The organism is Rhodothermales bacterium, assembly GCA_039944855.1.
In the GTDB taxonomy this organism is placed as follows: domain Bacteria; phylum Bacteroidota; class Rhodothermia; order Rhodothermales; family JANQRZ01; genus JBBSMX01.
The window spans coordinates 143,312-162,185 of sequence record JBDUXZ010000022.1 but is presented as its reverse complement, the minus strand read 5'-3'; the positions used below and the strand labels follow the sequence as shown (position 1 = coordinate 162,185).

The window sequence follows — 18,874 nt, the reverse complement described above, 5'->3', positions numbered from 1 at the left end:
CGAGCTCCTCGGGGATCTCCATCTCGAAGAAGCCCTTGAGCATGGGGCGGTGGATGCCGCTGACGAGGGCGGCGTAGGAGGTGTACATGAGGACGGCCTGGTACTCGTGGGCGAGGTCGTCGTTGAGCCCGTCGATGAGGGTCTGCCTGTCGGTAGTCATCGTAGGAGGGTTCATGAGTGAGCAAATAAGGACACACTCCCTGTTTTGACGCAGGGAGTGTGTCACGGTTCGGCCGTCGGGGCACTCACGCCCGGCTCGTCCTGCTCCGCCTTACGGCCAGATACCGCGCTGGAGCGCCACGTCGGCCACGCGGCCGATGGCGAGGATGTACGCCGCCGTGCGGAGGTCTACTGGCCCGAGCGACTGCCCGTTGAGGCCGCGCTCGCTGCGGAACCGCTCGATCCGCTCCAGGTCGCCGTTGATGCGGCGCTGCGTGTCGACTACAGCGTCGGTGGCGCGGTTCATCTTGCCGAGGAGTTTCTGGTTGACGACCTCCTCCTCCCACTGCTCGTTCTCGTGGTTCTGCACCCACTCGTAGTAGGAGACCGTCACGCCGCCGGCGTTGCAGAGGATGTCCGGCAGCACGGGGATGCCGCGCTCGAAGAGGGCGCGGTCGGCGGCCGGCGTCGTGGGCCCGTTCGCCCCCTCCACGATCAGCCGCGCCCGAATCCGGTGCGCGTTGTCGGCGCGGATCTGGTTTTCGAGGGCGGCCGGGATCAGTACGTCGCATTCCATCGCGAGAAGCGCCTCGTTCGAAATCGGCTCGGTATTACTAAGGCCCTCGACGAAGCCCGTCCGGTCGCGCTGCGCGAGGGCAGCCTCGACGTCGATCCCATCCCAGTTGTAGATGCCACCCGAGACGTCGCTGATGGCGATGACGCGGGCACCGGCCTCGGCGAAGAGCTTGGCTGCACTCGCCCCGACGTTCCCGAAGCCCTGGACCACGACGGCCGCGCCGTCCACCGAGTCCAGCCCCTTGACGAGGCCGCGGCGGAGGGCCTGCTCGCAGGCGAAGAGGACCCCGCGGCCCGTCGCCTCGGCGCGCCCGCGCGAACCTCCGATGTCGAGCGGCTTGCCCGTCACCACGGGGAGGTTGTTCTCGCCCGGGTGCATCATGGCGTAGGTGTCGTAGATCCACGCCATCGTCCGCGCGTTCGTGTTCACGTCCGGGGCCGGGATGTCGACGAACGGCCCGATGTTGTCGCCGAGCTGGGAGACGTACCGGCGCGTGATGCGGCGGAGGTCGCCCTCGGTGAGCTCGGTGGGGTCGCACTCGACGCCGCCTTTGGCTCCGCCGAAGGGGACGTCGACGACGGCGCACTTCCACGTCATCCACGCGGCGAGGGCGCGGACCTCGTCGGCGTTGACGCTGGGGTGATAGCGGACACCGCCCTTGCCAGGGCCGCGCACGCGGTTGTGGAGCACGCGGTGGCCGACGAAGTTCTGGACCGTCCCGTCGTCCTTCTCGATGGGGAACTCGACGGTGATCACACGCTCGGGGCGGATGAGGAACTCGACGAGGCCGGAGTCCAGCTCCGGCAGGTACCGCACGGCCGTGCTGAACTGCTGCTGCGCGATGACGAAGGGGTTGAGCTCCTCAGGACGGAGCTCCTCGGAGTGTTTGGGGGGAGCGGTCTGGGTCGAGGAAGGCATGGGAATGAGAGAGTGGCTGTAATGAGGAAGTAGGGAAGGAGGCCTTATGCTTCCGAGAGGCCGCTACGGATGCGGCGTTCGGAATAGCCCCGCGACTGCCGCTCCGCCCGTCGGGAGCCCCGGATCAGGCTGTCCGCCTTGACCCGGTAGGCTTCGGCGGCCTCCGGCTGGTAGAAGACGGCACCCACGCGGAAGCGCTTATTCCCCGCCGGCACCGCGACTTCGACGACGTCGAGGTCCTGGGAGCCGAGGAGCGCGGTGCCGACCGGAGCCAGAATCGACAGCTTGCCCTCGTGGAAGTCCGCTTCGTGGGGGTAGACGAGCGTGTACTCCTTCGCCGCCCCCGTGTCGAGGTCCTGCAAGCGGAACTGGGAGTGCATGGTGATCACGTGGTAGGGGATGTCCTCGGAGGGCACCACGACGGCGCACTCCAGCTTCCTCCGTAGACCGCAGGCGTACGCAGGGCTCCAGCCGCCCTCCTTTTTCATCCGGGAGAGCAACGTGGTCAGGCGGAGGTGGTCTTCGTCGGTGAGGTAGATCGTCTGGTCGTTCATGGCGGTAGGGAGGAGGCCGGGCCGTAGAACACGTCCGGGCCTTGGTGACTAGAACTCAGGCGCTCGCCAGACGTCCTCGATGTTCCTGCAGGCGCGTAATGAGCGCGCTTCCGAGGGAGCGTGCGGCGAGTCGGGCGCGTCGTGGATCAACGGTGAGCCCGGAGAGCCTCCCCCGGGGGACGTCCCAAGGAGTGGGTGCGAACGAAGGGAGGACCTCCCCGCTGATGAGGGCCCCTCGCCAGAGCATCCCCGTCAGGAGGGCGCTCGGCGTGGCGATGTTGCGGCTGCGCGGAGCGGCGTGTGGTGGCCGCTCCGCAGCACGTCGCTCGGTCGCGCTCCGCAGGGGGCGGTCCCGGAGGGGGCGGCCCCGGAGGGCCGGGGCCTCGGGGTCGAGGAAGTGGACGACGTAGTTGATCATGAGAACCTCTCTCGTGAGGGCCTCGACGTGGAACACGGAGGCCAGTGTGGCGGAAGCCGATGGGCCGTGTCCGCTTTCTCTACTGCGTTGTTCGTGTTTCTCTACTGCCTTGTTCGTATCCCCAACCGATCTGTTTCATCTCTTATCTTGATGTAGCGATAGGATCCCCCTATCACGAGACGCTATGACGCTCCTCCAGCTCACCTACCTCCTCGCCCTCGACAAGCACCGCCACTTCCGGCGCGCGGCGGAGAGCTGCTTCGTGACCCAGCCCACGCTGAGCACGCAGATACAGAAGTTCGAAGAAGAACTCGGCGTCGTCCTCTTCGACCGCACCGCTCATCCGATCATGCCCACCCGGATCGGTCGGCAGGTCGTCGCCCAGGCGCGCTCGGTGGTGGCCGAAGCCGAGCGGCTCGAGCAGCTCGTGCAGGAGGCGGCTGGGGAGATGGAGGGGGAGCTGCGCGTCGGCATCCTCTCGACGCTCGCGCCGTACCTCCTCCCCCTCGTCATCGCCCCGTTCTCCCGCCGCTACCCCGGTGTCGCGCTCGTGTTCGAGGAGCTCCCGGCGGACCGGATCGCAGCACACATCCGGCGCGACCTGCTCGACGCCGGCCTCGTCGCCACGGCCGTCACGGAGCGGGGCATCGCAGAGGTCCCGCTCTTCGAGGAACCCCTCGTGGGGTACGTCGCCCCCGGACACCGGCTCTACCAGCGGAAGACCCTGCGCACGGAGGACCTCCACCGCGACGACCTCTGGCTTATGAGCCCCGGCAACTGCTTCCGCGATCAGACACTCGAGCTCCTCCGGGGCTCGGCGCAGGCGGAGCCGCCCGACGCGGCGGAGCAGAACGTGGTCGAGTTCGCGAGCGGGAACCTCGAAACGCTCCAGCGCCTCGTGGACCGGGGCCACGGGATGACGCTCCTGCCGCTGCTCGCCGTGCAGGTCGAAGGCTCGCACGCGCCGGAGTCGGTCCGCCCCTTCCAGAGTCCCGCGCCGAGCCGGACCGTCCGGCTCGTCCACGCCGAGACCCTCGTCAAGCGCCGTCCCATCGAAGCGCTCGCGGCCGAGATCGTCGAGGCCGTCGCGCCCATCCTGCCGGAGGGCTCCATCCTCTACGAACCATGACACGGCCACCCATGCGCGTGCGCTTCTGGAGCGTGCGCGGGTCGATCCCTACCCCAGGCCCTACGACCGTGCGCTACGTCGGCCCAACACACGGTGGCTGAGCAGTTGAGGCCGAGGCGTGAGCGAGGGGGACCCCGGCCCCTCATGAGGAACGGCCGGAGCGAACCGGTGGTGAGGGTACGGGCGGCGCAGCGATCTTCGGCAGCACCCGTCGGCCCCGTCAGCCGAGGGCTATGGGCGCGGCGAGGGTCTCGCCGGGGATTCCGAAGGCGTCGACGAGGCTGACAGCGACGGGCCGGATCTGCCCGAGGAGCGCGTTCACCTCGGCCCGGATCGCGTTCGACTTCGGGGCGTCGATGTAATGCTGCGCGAGGAACCAGCCGTGGTGCGTCTCCAGCCGTTCGAGCGCGTAGAGCGCCGCGAGGCGGTCGAGGTGCGCCCGCAGGGCCTCGTCCTCGACGCTGCCGACGGCGGCCTGGAAGCGCTCCAGCACGAGCCGCTCGGCGTGCGCCTGTGCGAGCGTGAGGAGGTGGTCCTGCACCTCGACGAACGCGTCGAACGAGTCCTGACCGCCGTCGATGCGGCCCTTGAGGCGGCGGGCGGCCGAGATGAGGAGGTCGCGCTCGCGCGCCTCGAAGAGGCCGGCGTGCATGGCCGGGTCGAGGAGGTGGGCCGCGCTCGTCTTCCGCCGCTCGACCGGGTTCGGTTCGCCGATGCGGACGCTGACGCGCTCGCCGAGCTTGCCGAGGAGGCCGAAGAAGTCGAGCCCCTCGAACTCCTGCTGGTACCCGGCGAGGAGGCTCTTGGCGACCTGGAGCATGAGGACCGTGTTGTCGCCCTCGAACGTCGTGAAGATGTCGGCGTCGGCGCGGAAGCGGGCGAGGCGGTTGGCGTAGCGGTAGCCCTCGCCGCCGCAGGCCTCGCGGCTCTCCTGGATGGCGTCGGTCGCGAACCGCGTCGCATACGCCTTGAGCGCGGCGGCCTCGGTCTCGATCGCGCGGAGGTCCGCCCTCTCAGCCGTCGCCTGGAATCGCCGTGCGAGGTCGTGGAGGGCGAACGTGAGGCCGTAGGCCGCTGCCACGCGCGGGAGGAGGCGGCGCTGGTGGCTGAGGTAGTCCAGGATCGCCACCTCGGGTTTGTCCTTCGGTCCGAACTGGCGTCGTCGCGCGCCATAGCGGACGGCGATCGTGAGGGCGCTCTTGGCCGCACTCACCCCGCCGGACGCCACCGCGATCCGCCCGCCGACGAGCGTCCCGAGCATCGTGAAGAACCGCTTCGACGAGGACGGGATCGCCGACGTGTACTCGCCCTCCGGGCTCACTTGGGCGAACCGGTCGAGGAGGTTCTCGCGCGGGATGCGGACGTGGTCGAACCAGATCCGCCCGTTGTCGATGCCGTTGAGGCCGAGTTTGTAGCCGCTGTCCTCGATGCGGACGCCGGGGAGCACCGCGCCGTCCTCGCTGCGGATCGGAACGAGGAAGGCGTGGACGCCGTGGCGCTGCTCGCCCAGGACGAGCTGGGCGAAGACCGTCGCCATCCGCCCGTGCGCGGCGGCGTTCCCGATCCACTCCTTGTGGTCAGCGTCGGTCGGTGTGTCGACGACGAACTCGTCCATTCCGGGGTCGAACGTGGCGGTCGTCTGGAGGTCGCGGACGTTCGAGCCGTGGCCCTTCTCGGTCATCGCAAAACAGCCGGGGAGATCGAGCGTCGCCACGCGCGGGAGGTACTGGCGGCGGTGGCGCTCGGAGCCGAGTTGGTTGATGCTCCCACCGAAGAGACCGAACTGGACGCCGAACTTCACGGCCAGGCTGAGGTCGTGGTACGAGATCGTCTCGAAGGCGGCGATGAAGGCCTCGACGTCGTCCTCACCGCCAGCGTACTCAGGGTAGGCGACCGCGCCGATTCCCTGCTCGGCGAGGTGCACGGTCCAGCGGAGGACAAGCTCGCGGTAAGCCTCCTTGCCGAGGGGCTCGTCGGGGTGAGCAAAGACGGGGTCGCGGAGGAGCGTGCGGACGCGGTCGCGCAGCGCCTCGCGCGCGCCGCCGAGAACCGACCGTAGGGCGGCGACATCGAGCCCAGCGTCGTCGAGGGAGGGTTCGGCCGGAAGCCCATCGCCCTCAGCGACGGGCCGATCCTCGACGAGCTCACGGACGGCCTCGTGGCCGACGATGCCGAGGGCCGCCTCGATCTCGGCGAGGGCCTGGCGCGCCTGCGGCGTCGTGTATGTCGCGTCGCTCACGCCCGTGAGGTTCGCCATCTCGGCCCCCAACTCGGCGAGGCTCTTGCCGGCGGCGTCGGGGATGTGACGCGCCGCCTCTTTGATCGTGCGGATCCAGCGGTAGTAGGCGCTCGCGCTCGGAGGGTTCTGGGGGTCGAGCCACCCGCTGAGCGTCGCCTTGTCGGCCTCACTCAGCCAGTCGGCGGCCTCGACGCGGGTGCGGATCTCGTCGATCTGGGAGGGCGTCAGGAGCCCGTCGGCCCAGGCGATGTAGAGGAACGGGAGGATGCTCGCGACCCCGTATGTGAGGTCGGCGACGGGCGAGGCGGAGTCGGGCACGGGTGCGGGGAGTGGGTCCTCGGGATAGGCCTCGGTAGTACCCGGCACCCGCGTAAAAGATCAACGGCCGGAGGCGGATGGGGGCCGTTCAGGTTAACCTCGGTCTCGCCCTGCTTCGACCGCTCGGTGACGGGTCAGGATTTGTGAACGAGGGCGACCTTGAAGAGGCCGCCAAACAGGGCCGGCTCCGCCTGATCGAGCACGGTCCGGGACGAACCGACGACACCCTCTGCGCCGTTCGGAGAAGGCGCGGGAGCACCTGGAAGGCGAGCGAGCACCCCGGACAACTCGGGGCTGCCACCCGCTGCACCAGTGTCTATGAAGGCCCCGTGCTGGAGGTAGTCGCCGCACGCGGCGGGGCGGTCGCCCAACGGGCTACGCATCACGGTAGGCCAGGAGACGGAGCGCGTTGAAGACGACGATGAGCGTGCTCCCTTCGTGGAGCGCGACGGCCGGCCCGATGCCGAGCCCAAAGATGGTCGCGGGGACGAGGAACGCCACCATGCCGAGGCTCATCCACAGGTTCTGCCGGATGATGCCCCGCGTCTTCCGGCTGAGCCCGACGGCGAAGGGGAGGTGGCGGAGGTCGTCGGCCATGAGCGCCACGTCGGCCGTTTCCAGCGCCACGTCACTTCCGGCCGCGCCCATCGCGATGCCAACTGTCGCATTCGCCATCGCGGGCGCGTCGTTGACGCCATCGCCGACCATCGCGACCTTCGACTCCCGGCTGAGCGCCTTGATCGTCTCGACCTTGTCGTCGGGCATGAGGTCGCCGCGCGCCTCGTCGAGCCCGACGGCACGGGCGACGGCGTCGGCCACGCGCTGGTTGTCGCCAGAGATCATCACCATCCGCTTAATGCCGATCTCGCGGAGTCGGGCAATGGTCTCCTTCGCCGCCGCGCGCGGCGTATCCATCAGCCCGACCACGCCGAGGTAGCGGTCGCCCCGGCGGACAATCATCGTCGTCCGGCCCTCGATTTCCAGGCGCTCGACGGTCTGCCGCACGGCATCGGGAAGCGGCGGACCAGGGACCTCAGCGAAGAGGTCGTCTTTGCCGATGAACACGGCCTCGCCGCCGAGGTCAGCGCGGATGCCGCGCCCGGTGATGCTCTGGAGGTCGTGCGCCTCGGCGGGCGCGACGCCCTCGGCCTCGCCGTGGCGCACCACCGCTTTCGCGAGCGGGTGGTCGCTCAGCCGCTCGACGGCGACGGCGGTCGTGAGCAGCTCGGATTCGGTCGCGCCCTCGGCGGGCACCACGTCCGTCACGCGCGGCGCGCCCTCGGTCAGCGTCCCCGTTTTGTCGAAGGCAATCGCCGTGAGCTGGCCGAGGTTTTCGAGCGGCCCGCCGCCTTTGACGAGGACGCCGCCGCGCCCGGCCCGCGCCACGCCCGAGAGCACGGCGCTCGGCGTCGCAATCGCGAGGGCGCACGGGCTAGCGGCCACGAGCACCGCCATCGCCCGGTAGAAACTCTCTGCGAAGGTCTCGTCTACGACGACCCACGCGAAGAGGAGCAGGACGACGAGGCCGAGCACGGCGGGCACGAAGACGCGCTCGAACCGGTCCGTGAAGCGCTGTGTCGGCGACTGTTCGGTCTCGGCTTCGGTTACGAGTTGAACGACGCGCGCGAGCGTGGACTCGGCCGAGGTCTTCGTCACGACGACGTCGAGGGCGCCGCTCCCGTTGATGGTGCCTGCGAAGACACGGTGCGCGGCGTCGAGCGCTTGCGGATCGGAGAGGGCCGCTTCCGTGTCATCGACGGGCCGCTTGTCGACGGGGACGCTCTCGCCCGTCACGGGAGCCTGGTTCACCGCGCTCGTGCCTTTGACCACGAACCCATCGGCAGGGAGCCGTTCATTCGTTTTCACGACGATGGTGTCGCCAACGGCGAGGTCCTCGACGGGCACCTCCTGCTCCGCGCCGTCGCGGCGCACGACCGCCGTCTCTGGGGCGAGTTCGGCGAGGGCTTCGATGGCCTTCCGCGCGCGGCCCATCGCGTAGCCTTCGAGCGCGTGGCCGATGGAGAAGAGGAAGAGGAGCAGCCCTCCCTCGAACCACTCGCCGAGCGCGGCGGCCCCGGCGGCGGCGACGAGCATCAGGAAGTCGATCTCGAACCGCCCGGCCCGAATCGAGTCCCACGCCTCGCGCACCGTGAACCACCCGCCGAAGAAATACGCCCCGATGAATAGCGCGAGCGGGACCCACGCAACGATCCCGGTGAACGTGCCGAGCGTCCAGCCGAGCGCCACGCAGACGCCGGAGAGCACGGCGAAGATCACCTCGGTCCGCTCGCCGAAGATGCCGCCGTGATCGTGGTCGTGCGCCCCTCCGCCCTTAGCGTTCCCGTGATCGTCGCCCGGCCCGTGGTCGTGGCCCGCATGGGCATCGGCCTCGACAAGCGCGGTCTGTTCAGCGGGTTCAGGTGCCGTGATCGTCACGCCGAGTTCACCGAGCAGGCGGCGGAGCGCTGACTCGTCGGTCGCCTCGCGGTCGAACTCGATGCGGATCGGCCCCGTCGCATTTGCCTCCGCTTCGACGACGCCGGGGGCCTGCTTCAGCCGCTCGGCCACGGTCCGGGCGCGGCGCTGATGGCTCAGCCCGTCGACTTCCCACAGTACGTGGCGGTAGCGGCCGGTGATGAGAGCGCCGGTGCGCTCGGCGATGCGGCGGATGCGGGGGAGGGCGACGGCGCCGGGGTCGTAGTGGATGCAGACACGGGCGGGCTCGCCGTCTTCAGCCGGGAGGACGTGGGCACTCTCGACGCCCGCCGTGGCCGTGAGGGCATCGGTGAGGCGGGCCACGCAGGCATCTCGGACATCGGGCACATCCGGGAGCAGAACGGGGAGGTCGAGGCGTAGAGATTCAGGCATCGCAGAGGGGGGTGAGAGGAGAGCCAAGAGGCGCCTCACCGACAGCGAGGTAGACAGCCCCGAGGAGGTACTCTTCGTAGTCGGTGTCGGTTGTGTAGGTTGTGATCGACCGCCACGGCTGCACGTCTTCATAGGCGCGGCTCACGCCGAACGGTCGGTTAACCCATTCGCCGAGCCGGATCAGCCACTCGGGCCAACCTTCAGGCCGTCGGAGGCCCCCGACGGCGACATGGCCGCCCGGTGCGAGAGCTTCGACCGCCCGATGGATCACATCGTCGTGCTCGGGGACCATCTCGAGCCCGAACGTCGAGACGATACCGTAGAGAGGTTCCGGGAAGGCATAGTCTCGCACGTCAGCCTCGACCAGTTCCACATTGGTCCAACCGTGTCTGCCCACCCGCTCGCGGGCCTTCTCGATCATCCCCGGCGAGAGATCCACGCCGACGACGCGGCCCGTCGGTCCCACGGCGCGGACGAGGTGCGGGAAGTTCGCGCCCGTCCCACAGGCGAGGTCCACGGCGGTATCACCGGGGCGGAGACCAAGGGCGTCCACGGCTTGGCGGTGGAAGCGTCCTGCCCCGACGAGGTCGTAGGCCGCCGCGACAACATCGTAAAGGGGGGCGAGGCGGTCGTAGAGCGCGCGGACAGCGCCGGGTGGGAGCAACTCGGGCGGTGACACCGGGCGTATCCGGCGACGCACGAACGCAGCGCCACCTAGCGCAGCACCGAGGGCAGCACCAGTGAGCAGGAGTCGGCGGGTCGTCATACTGTTTCGGGCTGTGCGGCGGGCGCGATATCGCCGTCGCGGTGGAAGAGCCGGTAGAGCACAGGCAGAACGACAAGCGTAAGCGCCGTCGCTGACAGGATGCCGCCGATCACGACCGTCGCGAGCGGGCGCTGCACCTCGGCACCGGGGCCCGTCGCGAGCGCCATCGGGACGAACCCGAGCGACGCCACGAGCGCCGTCATGAGGACGGGCCGGAGCCGCTGGCGTGCCCCTTCGAAAATCGCCTCGTCGAGTCCAACACCGCGCTCGCGGAGCTGGTTGATGAACGTGATCATCACAAGGCCATTCAGCACGGCCACGCCCGAGAGCGCGATGAACCCGACGGCGGCGGTGATCGAGAGCGGGATGCCCCGCAGCCAGAGCGCTGCCACGCCGCCCGTCAGCGCGAGCGGGATGCCGGTGAAGACGAGGAGCGCGTCTTTCGTGCTCCCGCACGTGGCGTAGAGTAGCCCGAAGATGAGCAGGAGCGCGAGGGGCACGACGAGCCGGAGCCGCTCGGCCGCCGAGATCATCTGCTCAAACTTCCCGCCCCAGCCGAGCCAGTACCCCGCCGGCACATCGACGCGCGTGGCGACGGCCGTCTGCGCGTCCTCGACGAACGAGCCGAGGTCACGCCCACGCACGTTCGCCATCACCATCACAAGCCGCTTTCCGTTTTCACGGCTGATCTGGTTCGGGCCGGGCGCGAGGTCGAGCCGGGCGACCTCGCCGAGCGTGATCGTCCGGCCGCCGGCGCGTCCTCCAACGAAGCCGTCGGCCGAGGCAGGTAGCACCGGGGGGGCGGCGGGGAGCGGGATAGGCAGCCGCTCCAGCCGGTCCAGGTCCACGCGCTGCGTCTCGGGCAGGCGCACCACGAGCGGGACGCGCCGGTCGCCCTCGAACACGATACCGGCCTGCTTCCCGCCGACCGCGATCTCGACCACCTCCTGCACGTCGGCCCGCGTGAGCCCGTAGCGAGCGAGGGCGTCGTCGTCGAGTTGGACGGTCAGCATCGGGAGGCCGGTCGTCTGCTCGACGCGGACATCGGCGGCACCGGGGACGGTTTCGAGCACGCTCGCCACGGCCTCGGCGGTCTCGTTCAGCACGTCGCGGTCGTCGCCGTAGACCTTCACCGCGAGGTCGGTCCGCACGCCCGCGATCAGCTCGTTGAAGCGCATCTCGATGGGCTGCGTGAACTCGTAGTTGTTGCCGGGCACGCCGCGTGCCGCCCGCTCGATCTTCTCGACAACCTCGGCCTTCGAGAGGTCGGGATCGGGCCACTCGTCACGGGGCTTGAGGATCACGAAGTTGTCGGCCACGCTCGGCGGCATCGGGTCCGTCGCCACCTCCGGCGTGCCGATCTTGGCGAAGACGAACGCGGCCTCGGGCACGCCGCGCTGGATCGCCGCCTCGAGTTCCGCCTGCATCCCGACGGCCTGCGTGAGGCTCGTGCCGGGGATGCGGAGGGCGTGGAGCGCCACGTCGCCCTCGTCGAGTTGGGGCATGAACGTCGTCCCCATCCGCCCGGCGAGGAGCGCGGCGAGGAGGACGAGCACGGTCGCGCCGGTGAGCACGACCGGGCGGTTGGCGAGCGCGTAGCGGAGCGCCGGCCGGTACACCCGCTCGGCCCAGACCATCAGCTTGTTCTCTTTCTCCTCCTTCGGCGCGCGGACGAAGAGGGCGACGGCGGCGGGCACGAACGTGAGCGAGAGCACGAAGGCGGCCCCGAGCGCGAAGATCACCGTCAGCGCCATCGGCGTAAACATCTTGCCCTCGACGCCGGTGAGGAAAAGGATCGGGACGTAGACGATCATGATGATGAGTTCGCCGAACATCGTCGCCTTGCGCACCTCCTTCGAGGCGTCGAACACAACGCCTAATCGCTCTTTCAGGTCGAGTTGCCGTCCCAGCTTCTCGCGAGCTTCGGCGAGCCGCCTCACGCAGTTCTCGACGATGATGACAGCCCCGTCCACGATCAGCCCGAAGTCGAGCGCGCCCAGACTCATCAGGTTCGCCGAGATCCGGTTCTCGACCATCCCCGTCACGGTGAGGAGCATCGAGAGCGGGATGACGGCGGCCGTGATGAGCGCGGCTCGGAGATTCCCGAGGAAGAGGAACAGCACGGCAATGACGAGTAGCGCGCCCTCGACGAGGTTCTTCTCGACCGTCCGGATCGTCGCGTCAACGAGCTGCGTCCGGTCGTAGACCGTCCTCACCGTCACGCCGTCGGGGAGCGAGCGGGCGGCCTCGGTGAGCGCGGCATCCACGCGCTGCGCGACGACCTGGCTGTTCTCGCCGACGAGCATGAACGCCGTCCCGAGCACGACCTCCTTGCCGTTCATCGTCGCCGCGCCGGTCCGCAGCTCCCGCCCCTCGCCGACCTCGGCCACGTCGGACACGCGCACGGGCACGCCGTCGTCGGTCACGAGCGTGATGCGGCGGATCTCGGCGGCCCCGCTGACCTGGCCGGGCGTGCGGACGAGGAGCTGCTCGCCGGCCTGCTCGACGTAGCCCGCGCCGACGTTCGCGTTGTTCGCCTCGAGCGCGTCGATCACGTCGCCGAAGGAGAGCCCGTAGGCGAGGAACTGCTCGGGGTCGGGGGTGACGTGGATTTGCCGCTGGTACCCACCGATCGTGTTGACCTCGGCCACACCGGGGACGTTGCGGAGCTGGGGTCGGAGCACCCAGTCTTGGAGCGTGCGGAGGTCCGTCGCGGTGTACGGCATGCCATCGGGCTTGGCGGCCCCCGGCTCGGCCTCGACGGTGTACATGTAGATCTCGCCGAGTCCCGTCGCAATCGGCCCCATCTCAGGCGTGAGCCCGCCGGGGATCTGGTCGCGGACCTCCTGCAATCGCTCGGTGAGGAGCTGGCGGGCGAAGTAAATGTCGGTGCCCTCCTCGAAGACGACGGTCACCTGCGAGAGCCCGTAGCGCGAGAGCGACCGGGTATAGCTGAGCTTCGGGAGCCCGGCCACGGCCGTCTCGACGGGGTACGTAATCCGCTGCTCGACCTCGACCGGTGAGTAGCCCGGTGCCTCGGTGTTGATCTGGACCTGGACGTTCGTGATGTCCGGGACGGCGTCAATCGGGAGGCGGGTGAAGTTGAACACGCCCACGCCTGCCGCGAGGAGCGTGAGGGCGAGGACGGTCCACCGACGCCGGATGGAAAGCTGGAGGAGTTTCTCGATCATGGATTGTTCCGGGGTAGATCAGTGGTCGTGGGAGGCGCCGGACTTCTCCAGATCGGCTTTGAGCAGGAAGGCGCCTTCGGCTGCGTAGGGCTGCCCGGCGTCGAGTCCGGCGAGGACCTCGACGAACTCGGGACCCGTCCGGCCGAGCGTGAGGGGGCGCACTTCGAAGGCATCGCCGAAGCGGGCGAAGACGACGGGCATCTCGCGCCACGTCACGATGGCGTCGCGGCGGACGGCGACGGGCACCGTCTCCTCGCGCTGGAGCACCTCGGCGTTAACGAACATCCCCGGCCGCCACCGGCCCTCGGAGTTGGAGAGCGTGACGAGCGCCCGCGCCGTCCGCGTCGTCTCACCGACGAGCGGGCCGACATAACGTACGGTGCCGCGCCCGACCGGTCCCGCGCCCTCGCCACCGCGCGCACGGACGACGACCTCCTGCCCAGCCTCGACCGCGCCGAGATCCCCCGCATAGACCGTCACTTCGACCCAGACGGTCGAGAGGTCGGCGAGCGTGAACAGCTCCTCGCTCCCCATCACCTGCTGCCCGACGGACACGCTCCGCGCGATGACCTCGCCGCCTAAGGGGGCGCGGACGGCGTAGCGCGTGAGCGAGGTCGGAAGGGGCGAGCGGACCTCGCGGTCGCCGGCGACACCTTCCGGCTCGACGCCGAGCGCGGCGAGTTGGGTCGGGGGGACCCCGAGGGCGCCGAGGGCTTGTTCGGCGAGTTGCTTCTCTAGCTCGGCCTCTTCGAGGTCGTGCCGCGCCTGCTCGTAGTCCTTCCGCGCCGAGATGCGCCGCTCGTGGAGCCGCCGCTCGCGTTCGTAGGCCGACTGCGCCAACTCCATCCGGTGCAGGCTCTCGACGTAGTCGCGCTGCGCCCTCCCCAGCTCTCGGCTCTCGACGACGGCGAGCACGGTCCCCGCTCCGACGCGCTCGCCCAAGCCGGTCGGCACGGCGACGACGGTGCCGGAGACGCGCGGGGCCACGCGCGCCACACGATCGGCGTTGAGTTGGACCTCGCCGGGGAGTTCGAGGACCGTGCGGAGCGATGCGGGGCCGGCGTCTTCGACCACCACGCCGCTCGCCTCAGCGATCTCGAACGGCATCTCGACGCGGCCCTCGATGCTCTCGTACGCCCACCGCACAGGCTCGCCGTCCCACGTCCCGCGGATCACCACGTCGAACGAGTGCGGCTCGTAGATCTCCACGTCGCCGCGGAGGAACCCGCCCGTCGGGCGGAAGCGGACGGTGTCCACGCCGCCGCCGAGCCGATGGATTTCGGCGGTGAGGTCGAGCGCGTCCGGTTCGGCCGGCTCGCCGTCCACGAACGGGTAGAGCCGGAGTTCGGGCGGGCCACCGGCCTCGAAGATGGTGACTTCGAGCGCGCGGTCGCCTTCGGTGTCGAGGAGGCGACCGCCGTGGGGGCCGTGCGGTGCTTCTTCCCCAGCAAGGGCGTCGCCGTGCTCGTCCTGGATGGAGGAGGAGGACGGGGCGAGTAGGATGAGGAGCGCGAGGACGAGGCCGACGCTAGCAATTGCGCTCGTGACGAGGATCTGGTGCTTGGTCATGGCTGGTCGGTCAGTCTGATCGGGCGGGCGGTGAGCCGCTCGACATCGGCGGCGGCGGTGTGGTAAGCGGCGAGGGCGTCGGCGTAGCGCACGCGTGCGGCGGCCAGCGTGCGCTGGGCGTCGAGCACGTCGAGGAGCGAGAACTTGCCTGCTTCGTAGCCCTCCTCGATCCGGGCCGCGACGTCTTCGGCGCGCGGGAGCACCTCGATGCGAAAGGCCGTCGCCTCGGCAAAGGAGGCCGTGAGGGCACCGTGGGCTTCCGCTAGGGCGGACCGAGCTTCGACGAGGGCCACCTCCCGCTCGGCATCGGCGGCCTGGAGCCGTGCCCTCGCGGCGGCGACTGCCCCGCCGTTGCGGTCGAAGACTGGGAGCGGAACGGCGAGGCCAACGACGGCGGCTCCGCCTCCCGTCGCGGTGAAGCGGCGGTAGCCGGCGGAGACGGTCACGTCGGGGATGCGCCGGGCTTTCTCCAGGTCGACGGCGACCTCGCGGCGCGCAGTCTCCACGTCCCACACAGCGAGCGCAGCACTCTGCCGGAGCGGCCCGGCGAGCACATCGAAGGCGGGGACCGGCTCCGGCGGTGGGAGGGCCGCTACGGCGTCGAAGTCCGGGGATTCGGTCCAGAGAGCGGCGAGGCGGACGAACGCCGCCGTCCGCTCGGCCTGCGCCTGCGTCGCCTCGGCCTGGGCTATGGCGAGAGCGACCTCCGCCCGCGTCTCGTCCACGGGCGAGCGGTCCCCGGCCTCCACCTGCTCGGCCGTCGCCACAAGAGTGGCTCGGGTGAGGTGGGCCGAGGCTAGGGCGAGGCCGAGGCGGGCCTGGGCGGCGACCGCCTCCGCGTAGCGACTCCGAGCGAGGGCAGAGCGCTCGGTCCGGGCGAGAGCGAGGTCGGCGGCGGCGAGGTCGGCCTCGCGCGTTGCCAGGCGTCGCCGTGCCGCACGGTCTCCACCGAGCTCGACGAGCTGGGCCAGGGCCACTGTGACGACGCCCTGCTCAGGTCCGGTCGCCCCAATGTTTTCGGCCTCAGCGTCGAGGACCGGGTTGGAGAAGCGGCCGGCCTGCCGTGCGAGTGCCTCGCGGGCCTCCAGTTCGAGGCGCGCCGCGCGCAGGTGAGGGCTGGCCTCGAACGTCCGCCTGAGGGCGTCGTCGAGGGTGAGGGTGTCAGCGGGTGCGTCGTAGCCCGCTGCGAAAACAGGCTGGACGGCGAGGGCGGCATAGGCCACCAACCGGAGGGCGCGCCGCCACGCGCCGTAGAGAGAAACCATAGACCGTTGCTCCTGATCGTGGACGAGGGCCGCACCGGACGGGCACGGCGGTCGAACGAAAGCGGCTGCGACGCGCGCAGCCCGGATCAGGAGCGGCTCAGATCAGCAGCACCACGCTGCGGGAAAGAGCCGGGTCGGGAGGAAGGGCACCGCGCCCATCCTGAAGAGGGGAGGCTGCCGGGGAGGGCGTAGGGGCGCGGTCCGACGCTGGGAGCAACGCCACAACGGAGAGAACCGTCTGTGCTGAAGGGCCGCTCTCGGTCTTGAACGAGGCGCAGTCCGTATCGCCGCCGCTCGGGAGCGGGAGGTCGGTGCAGGGGTCGCAGTGCGTGGTGCCCAGCGGGACGTGTTCGTCGGCACCCTCGGCGCACGCCGCACCCTCGGAGCGCTCGACGGCGACCTCGCCGTCGGCCTCAATGCAGAGCACGGCCCCAACAGCGTGAGCACCCAGCGGCGCAAACAGCATCAGCGCGCTCAGCAGCCAGGCGGCTGAAGCGGCTTGCGCTTTGATGCGGTGGAGGCTAGGCATAAGGGGGCCTGAAATACATGAACGAATGTTCACATAAAAGGTAGACCCGTCGGTTCCCGTGTGCAACTCCTTCACGGGATCGTCGCACGAGAGTGCCCCATGCACGGGAGTCCCCGTACTCGTTCCAATCGCTCAGCGCTGTCAGCAGACCTCACGTCCGTGCTCCAGCGCGGCTGAGAGAATGTCGTAGACGTGGTCGTCGGCGAGGCGGTAGTAGACGCGACGACCCGCCTTTCTCGTTGCTACGAGGCGGGCCTCACGAAGCACGCGGAGTTGGTGGCTGACGGCCGACTGCGACACGGCAAGGGCGTCGGTGAGAGCGTGGACGTTCACCTCGCCCGCCCGCAGCAAGCAGAGGATGCGCAGCCGGGTCGGATCGGCGACCCCCTTGAGCAGGCGCACAGACTCCTCGACCACATCCTGCGGGGGGAGGTGCTCAGCGGGAAGTGGACTTGGAGGCTGAGAAGAGAAGGCAGCGGACATCGTAGGCAGATCGGGTCAGTCACATAGTAAGGTCTTGAGGGATGCACGATGAGCAGCACTCCGCATGGCGTCAGCGCTCTACACCCTTAGCAACCTTCGCAGCCAACCCAGCCGCCTTGGACACGACCGCCATTTGCGGCGGAGAGAGCGTACGACCGAGGTGGTTCGTCTGCGCCGTCGTGAGCACCTGCGCGCGCTGGCCGATCCGCTCCAGAATCTGTGTGGGCTGCCCGTGCCGACTCGTGAGTTGTGTCAGTTCTTGCTGGAGGGACTGTACCTCCCGGCCCTTCGAGGCCAGTGACGTTCGCAGTGCCTCGTGTCCGGTGCCTCCTACGAAGGCGCGTGTGTGGACGTACTGCTCGCCCACGTTGGCCGCGCTGCGTGCTGCCTCGTAACCCTCGGCCCGGCTCACCTCGCGGGCCAGCCCCATCCACTTCGAGTGCTCGGTGGCGACGACCGGCCCGAACTGTTCTGGTGTCCGACGCATCGTGCGCGCTGCGGCCTCAGGACCCTCCTGCGCTGCTAGCGCCTCGAACGAGCGGCGGGCGGCGGCAGGGTCGCGGTACGCCTCCCCGAGCGCCCGGTCGAAGGTGTCGGATAGGCGCGTGGCTTCCTGCCCCTGTCGGCCCGTAGACCGTAGTTGTCCCTCCAACTCGGCGTGGTCCTGTACGGCAAGGCCGAGGCGCTGCTCGACGCCAGCGACGCGCTCATACGCGCGTACCTCACCGGCGAGCTCCCGAACGGCTGGGCTGGGGGAGGGGGGAGATTCAACCGATGGAGCTTCGCCCTGAATCTGATCCTTGGACTCTGGGCCACGTGAGAGCCTGCTCGCCGTAAGCACCCCCGCTTCGATGGTGCGGGTCGGCACCTCGCGCTCGTCGGCCTCTCCGTCTATCGCGCTCAGGGTCGCGTTCGTCACAGCTCGTACCTGGGCGGCACGGGCGATCCCTGACGAGCCGGCGCTCTCCATGGGCTCGGGACTGGCGGCGTGTTCTGCTTTCGATGGTGCGAGTGCTGGGGCACCGAAGAGCTGCTTGTACACCTCTGGACTCATGGCCTTCTCGGCACCGGGCTGCCGTAACTGATGCTCCCCATCGTGTGCGTCGAGAGTTTGCCCGAACCGGGCTTCGAGGCGGGGACGGCTCAGTCGCTCGTCTACGGACGACGCCTTTGCATAGCGCTCACCGTCGGTGACGACCATCCCACGCTCGGTCGGCTCCAGCCGGTAGCCGCGACGGCCGAGCGCCTCGTGGACCTCGCTCCACCCCTTCGCGCTGCCCAGCGTGCGGCCGAGATCGTCGCCCATCTTCTCGCGGACCTGTTCGGGAAAGGGGAGCTCGCCCGTGCGGCGAACGCGGCGGACCTCGCCGGTCGAGAGGCCCCGCGTGCGGTCGGGGGCCGAGTCGCCGGCATCGCGGGCATGGTGGCCCGGCACCCGCGTCAGGCCCCACTCCTTCTCTAGCTCCCGGAGCACCGACTCGACCCGGCGATAGTCGAACGAGACCGTGGCGGCCTTCCCCGTGTCGGGATGGACGCGGTTCGCCATGACGTGGAGGTGGGGATGCCCTTTGTCCTCGTGCGCAACGAGGAGCGCCTGGTGCTCCCCCAGCCCGAGCTCCCCCAGCACGCGGTCGGCCGCTTGCTGCATCTGCTCCCGCGTCGGCTGGTCGGTCTCGCTGAACGAGATCGAGATGTGGTAGACCGGCTTCTCCAGGCGCGCGTCGCTCAGTGACGCCGCGGTCTCCATCTCGCGGGCGACCTCCTGAGGGTCCGTCCCGATCATCCAGCGAGGCTCGGTCCACGCTACGCGCTCCTCGCTCTGGGTGAGGTACGTCGCCAGCCCGCTGAAGCTCGTTCCCGATGAGACCTTCCCGATCATCTGCCTTTCCCG

At 69.6% G+C, this 18,874-nt stretch carries 13 protein-coding genes; 1 reads left to right on the top strand and 12 read right to left on the bottom strand.

Annotation, left to right across the window (positions count from 1 at the left end; genetic code table 11):
* The 3 genes from ABJF88_12260 to ABJF88_12250 all read right to left on the bottom strand — a co-directional run.
* Positions 1–160: ferritin-like domain-containing protein (locus ABJF88_12260; GenBank protein ID MEP0547699.1), on the bottom strand; the 160-nt coding region annotated here is incomplete at its 3' end.
* A gap of 111 nt (positions 161–271) precedes the next feature.
* On the bottom strand, positions 272–1,654 hold the full coding sequence (locus ABJF88_12255) for a Glu/Leu/Phe/Val dehydrogenase (GenBank protein ID MEP0547698.1): 1,383 nt from the start codon (positions 1,652–1,654) through the stop codon (positions 272–274).
* Between the two features lie 44 nt (positions 1,655–1,698).
* A complete protein-coding gene (locus tag ABJF88_12250; protein MEP0547697.1) occupies positions 1,699–2,208 on the bottom strand; it encodes a GreA/GreB family elongation factor in 510 nt (169 codons plus the stop codon).
* Between the two features lie 602 nt (positions 2,209–2,810).
* Between ABJF88_12250 and ABJF88_12245 the strand changes: the two genes are divergently transcribed.
* A complete protein-coding gene (locus ABJF88_12245) occupies positions 2,811–3,755 on the top strand; it encodes a LysR substrate-binding domain-containing protein (protein MEP0547696.1) in 945 nt (314 codons plus the stop codon).
* A gap of 220 nt (positions 3,756–3,975) precedes the next feature.
* Here ABJF88_12245 and ABJF88_12240 read toward each other — a convergent pair whose 3' ends face one another.
* The 9 genes from ABJF88_12240 to ABJF88_12200 form a co-directional block, all read right to left on the bottom strand.
* Positions 3,976–6,312: an acyl-CoA dehydrogenase gene (locus ABJF88_12240; protein MEP0547695.1), complete on the bottom strand. Its 2,337-nt coding sequence runs from the start codon at positions 6,310–6,312 to the stop codon at positions 3,976–3,978.
* Positions 6,313–6,687: 375 nt separating this feature from the next.
* Positions 6,688–9,180 (bottom strand): heavy metal translocating P-type ATPase, encoded by a 2,493-nt coding sequence (locus tag ABJF88_12235; GenBank protein ID MEP0547694.1) that lies wholly within the window; start codon positions 9,178–9,180, stop codon positions 6,688–6,690.
* Positions 9,173–9,946: a methyltransferase domain-containing protein gene (locus tag ABJF88_12230; GenBank protein MEP0547693.1), complete on the bottom strand. Its 774-nt coding sequence runs from the start codon at positions 9,944–9,946 to the stop codon at positions 9,173–9,175. The genes ABJF88_12235 and ABJF88_12230 overlap by 8 nt, the downstream gene beginning before the upstream one ends.
* Positions 9,943–13,137 carry a CusA/CzcA family heavy metal efflux RND transporter gene (locus tag ABJF88_12225; GenBank protein MEP0547692.1) on the bottom strand — a complete coding sequence of 1,065 codons (3,195 nt, stop codon included), beginning with the start codon at positions 13,135–13,137 and terminating at the stop codon, positions 9,943–9,945. Before ABJF88_12225 ends, ABJF88_12230 begins: the two co-directional genes overlap by 4 nt.
* 18 nt (positions 13,138–13,155) lie before the next feature.
* Positions 13,156–14,706, bottom strand: coding sequence for an efflux RND transporter periplasmic adaptor subunit (locus tag ABJF88_12220; protein ID MEP0547691.1), 1,551 nt, complete (start codon positions 14,704–14,706; stop codon positions 13,156–13,158).
* A complete protein-coding gene (locus tag ABJF88_12215) occupies positions 14,703–15,971 on the bottom strand; it encodes a TolC family protein (GenBank protein ID MEP0547690.1) in 1,269 nt (422 codons plus the stop codon). The genes ABJF88_12220 and ABJF88_12215 overlap by 4 nt, the downstream gene beginning before the upstream one ends.
* A 97-nt stretch (positions 15,972–16,068) precedes the next feature.
* The gene (locus ABJF88_12210; GenBank protein MEP0547689.1) at positions 16,069–16,500 is read right to left on the bottom strand and encodes a hypothetical protein; all 432 of its coding nucleotides are present in this window, start codon (positions 16,498–16,500) and stop codon (positions 16,069–16,071) included.
* 141 nt (positions 16,501–16,641) lie between these two features.
* Positions 16,642–16,902: a metalloregulator ArsR/SmtB family transcription factor gene (locus ABJF88_12205; GenBank protein MEP0547688.1), complete on the bottom strand. Its 261-nt coding sequence runs from the start codon at positions 16,900–16,902 to the stop codon at positions 16,642–16,644.
* A gap of 151 nt (positions 16,903–17,053) precedes the next feature.
* Complete coding sequence (locus tag ABJF88_12200; GenBank protein MEP0547687.1) at positions 17,054–18,862, bottom strand: relaxase/mobilization nuclease domain-containing protein; 1,809 nt, start codon at positions 18,860–18,862, stop codon at positions 17,054–17,056.
* Positions 18,863–18,874: the final 12 nt, after the last annotated feature.

Excerpts from the sequence above, each read along its gene's own strand:
- ABJF88_12255 (MEP0547698.1), bottom strand. The coding sequence starts at position 1,654 with ATGCCTTCCTCGACCCAGACCGCTCCCCCCAAACACTCCGAGGAGCTC.
- ABJF88_12250 (MEP0547697.1), bottom strand. The coding sequence starts at position 2,208 with ATGAACGACCAGACGATCTACCTCACCGACGAAGACCACCTCCGCCTG.
- ABJF88_12245 (MEP0547696.1), top strand. The coding sequence starts at position 2,811 with ATGACGCTCCTCCAGCTCACCTACCTCCTCGCCCTCGACAAGCACCGC.
- ABJF88_12235 (MEP0547694.1), bottom strand. The coding sequence starts at position 9,180 with ATGCCTGAATCTCTACGCCTCGACCTCCCCGTTCTGCTCCCGGATGTG.
- ABJF88_12230 (MEP0547693.1), bottom strand. The coding sequence starts at position 9,946 with ATGACGACCCGCCGACTCCTGCTCACTGGTGCTGCCCTCGGTGCTGCG.
- ABJF88_12225 (MEP0547692.1), bottom strand. The coding sequence starts at position 13,137 with ATGATCGAGAAACTCCTCCAGCTTTCCATCCGGCGTCGGTGGACCGTC.
- ABJF88_12220 (MEP0547691.1), bottom strand. The coding sequence starts at position 14,706 with ATGACCAAGCACCAGATCCTCGTCACGAGCGCAATTGCTAGCGTCGGC.
- ABJF88_12215 (MEP0547690.1), bottom strand. The coding sequence starts at position 15,971 with ATGGTTTCTCTCTACGGCGCGTGGCGGCGCGCCCTCCGGTTGGTGGCC.
- ABJF88_12210 (MEP0547689.1), bottom strand. The coding sequence starts at position 16,500 with ATGCCTAGCCTCCACCGCATCAAAGCGCAAGCCGCTTCAGCCGCCTGG.
- ABJF88_12200 (MEP0547687.1), bottom strand. The coding sequence starts at position 18,862 with ATGATCGGGAAGGTCTCATCGGGAACGAGCTTCAGCGGGCTGGCGACG.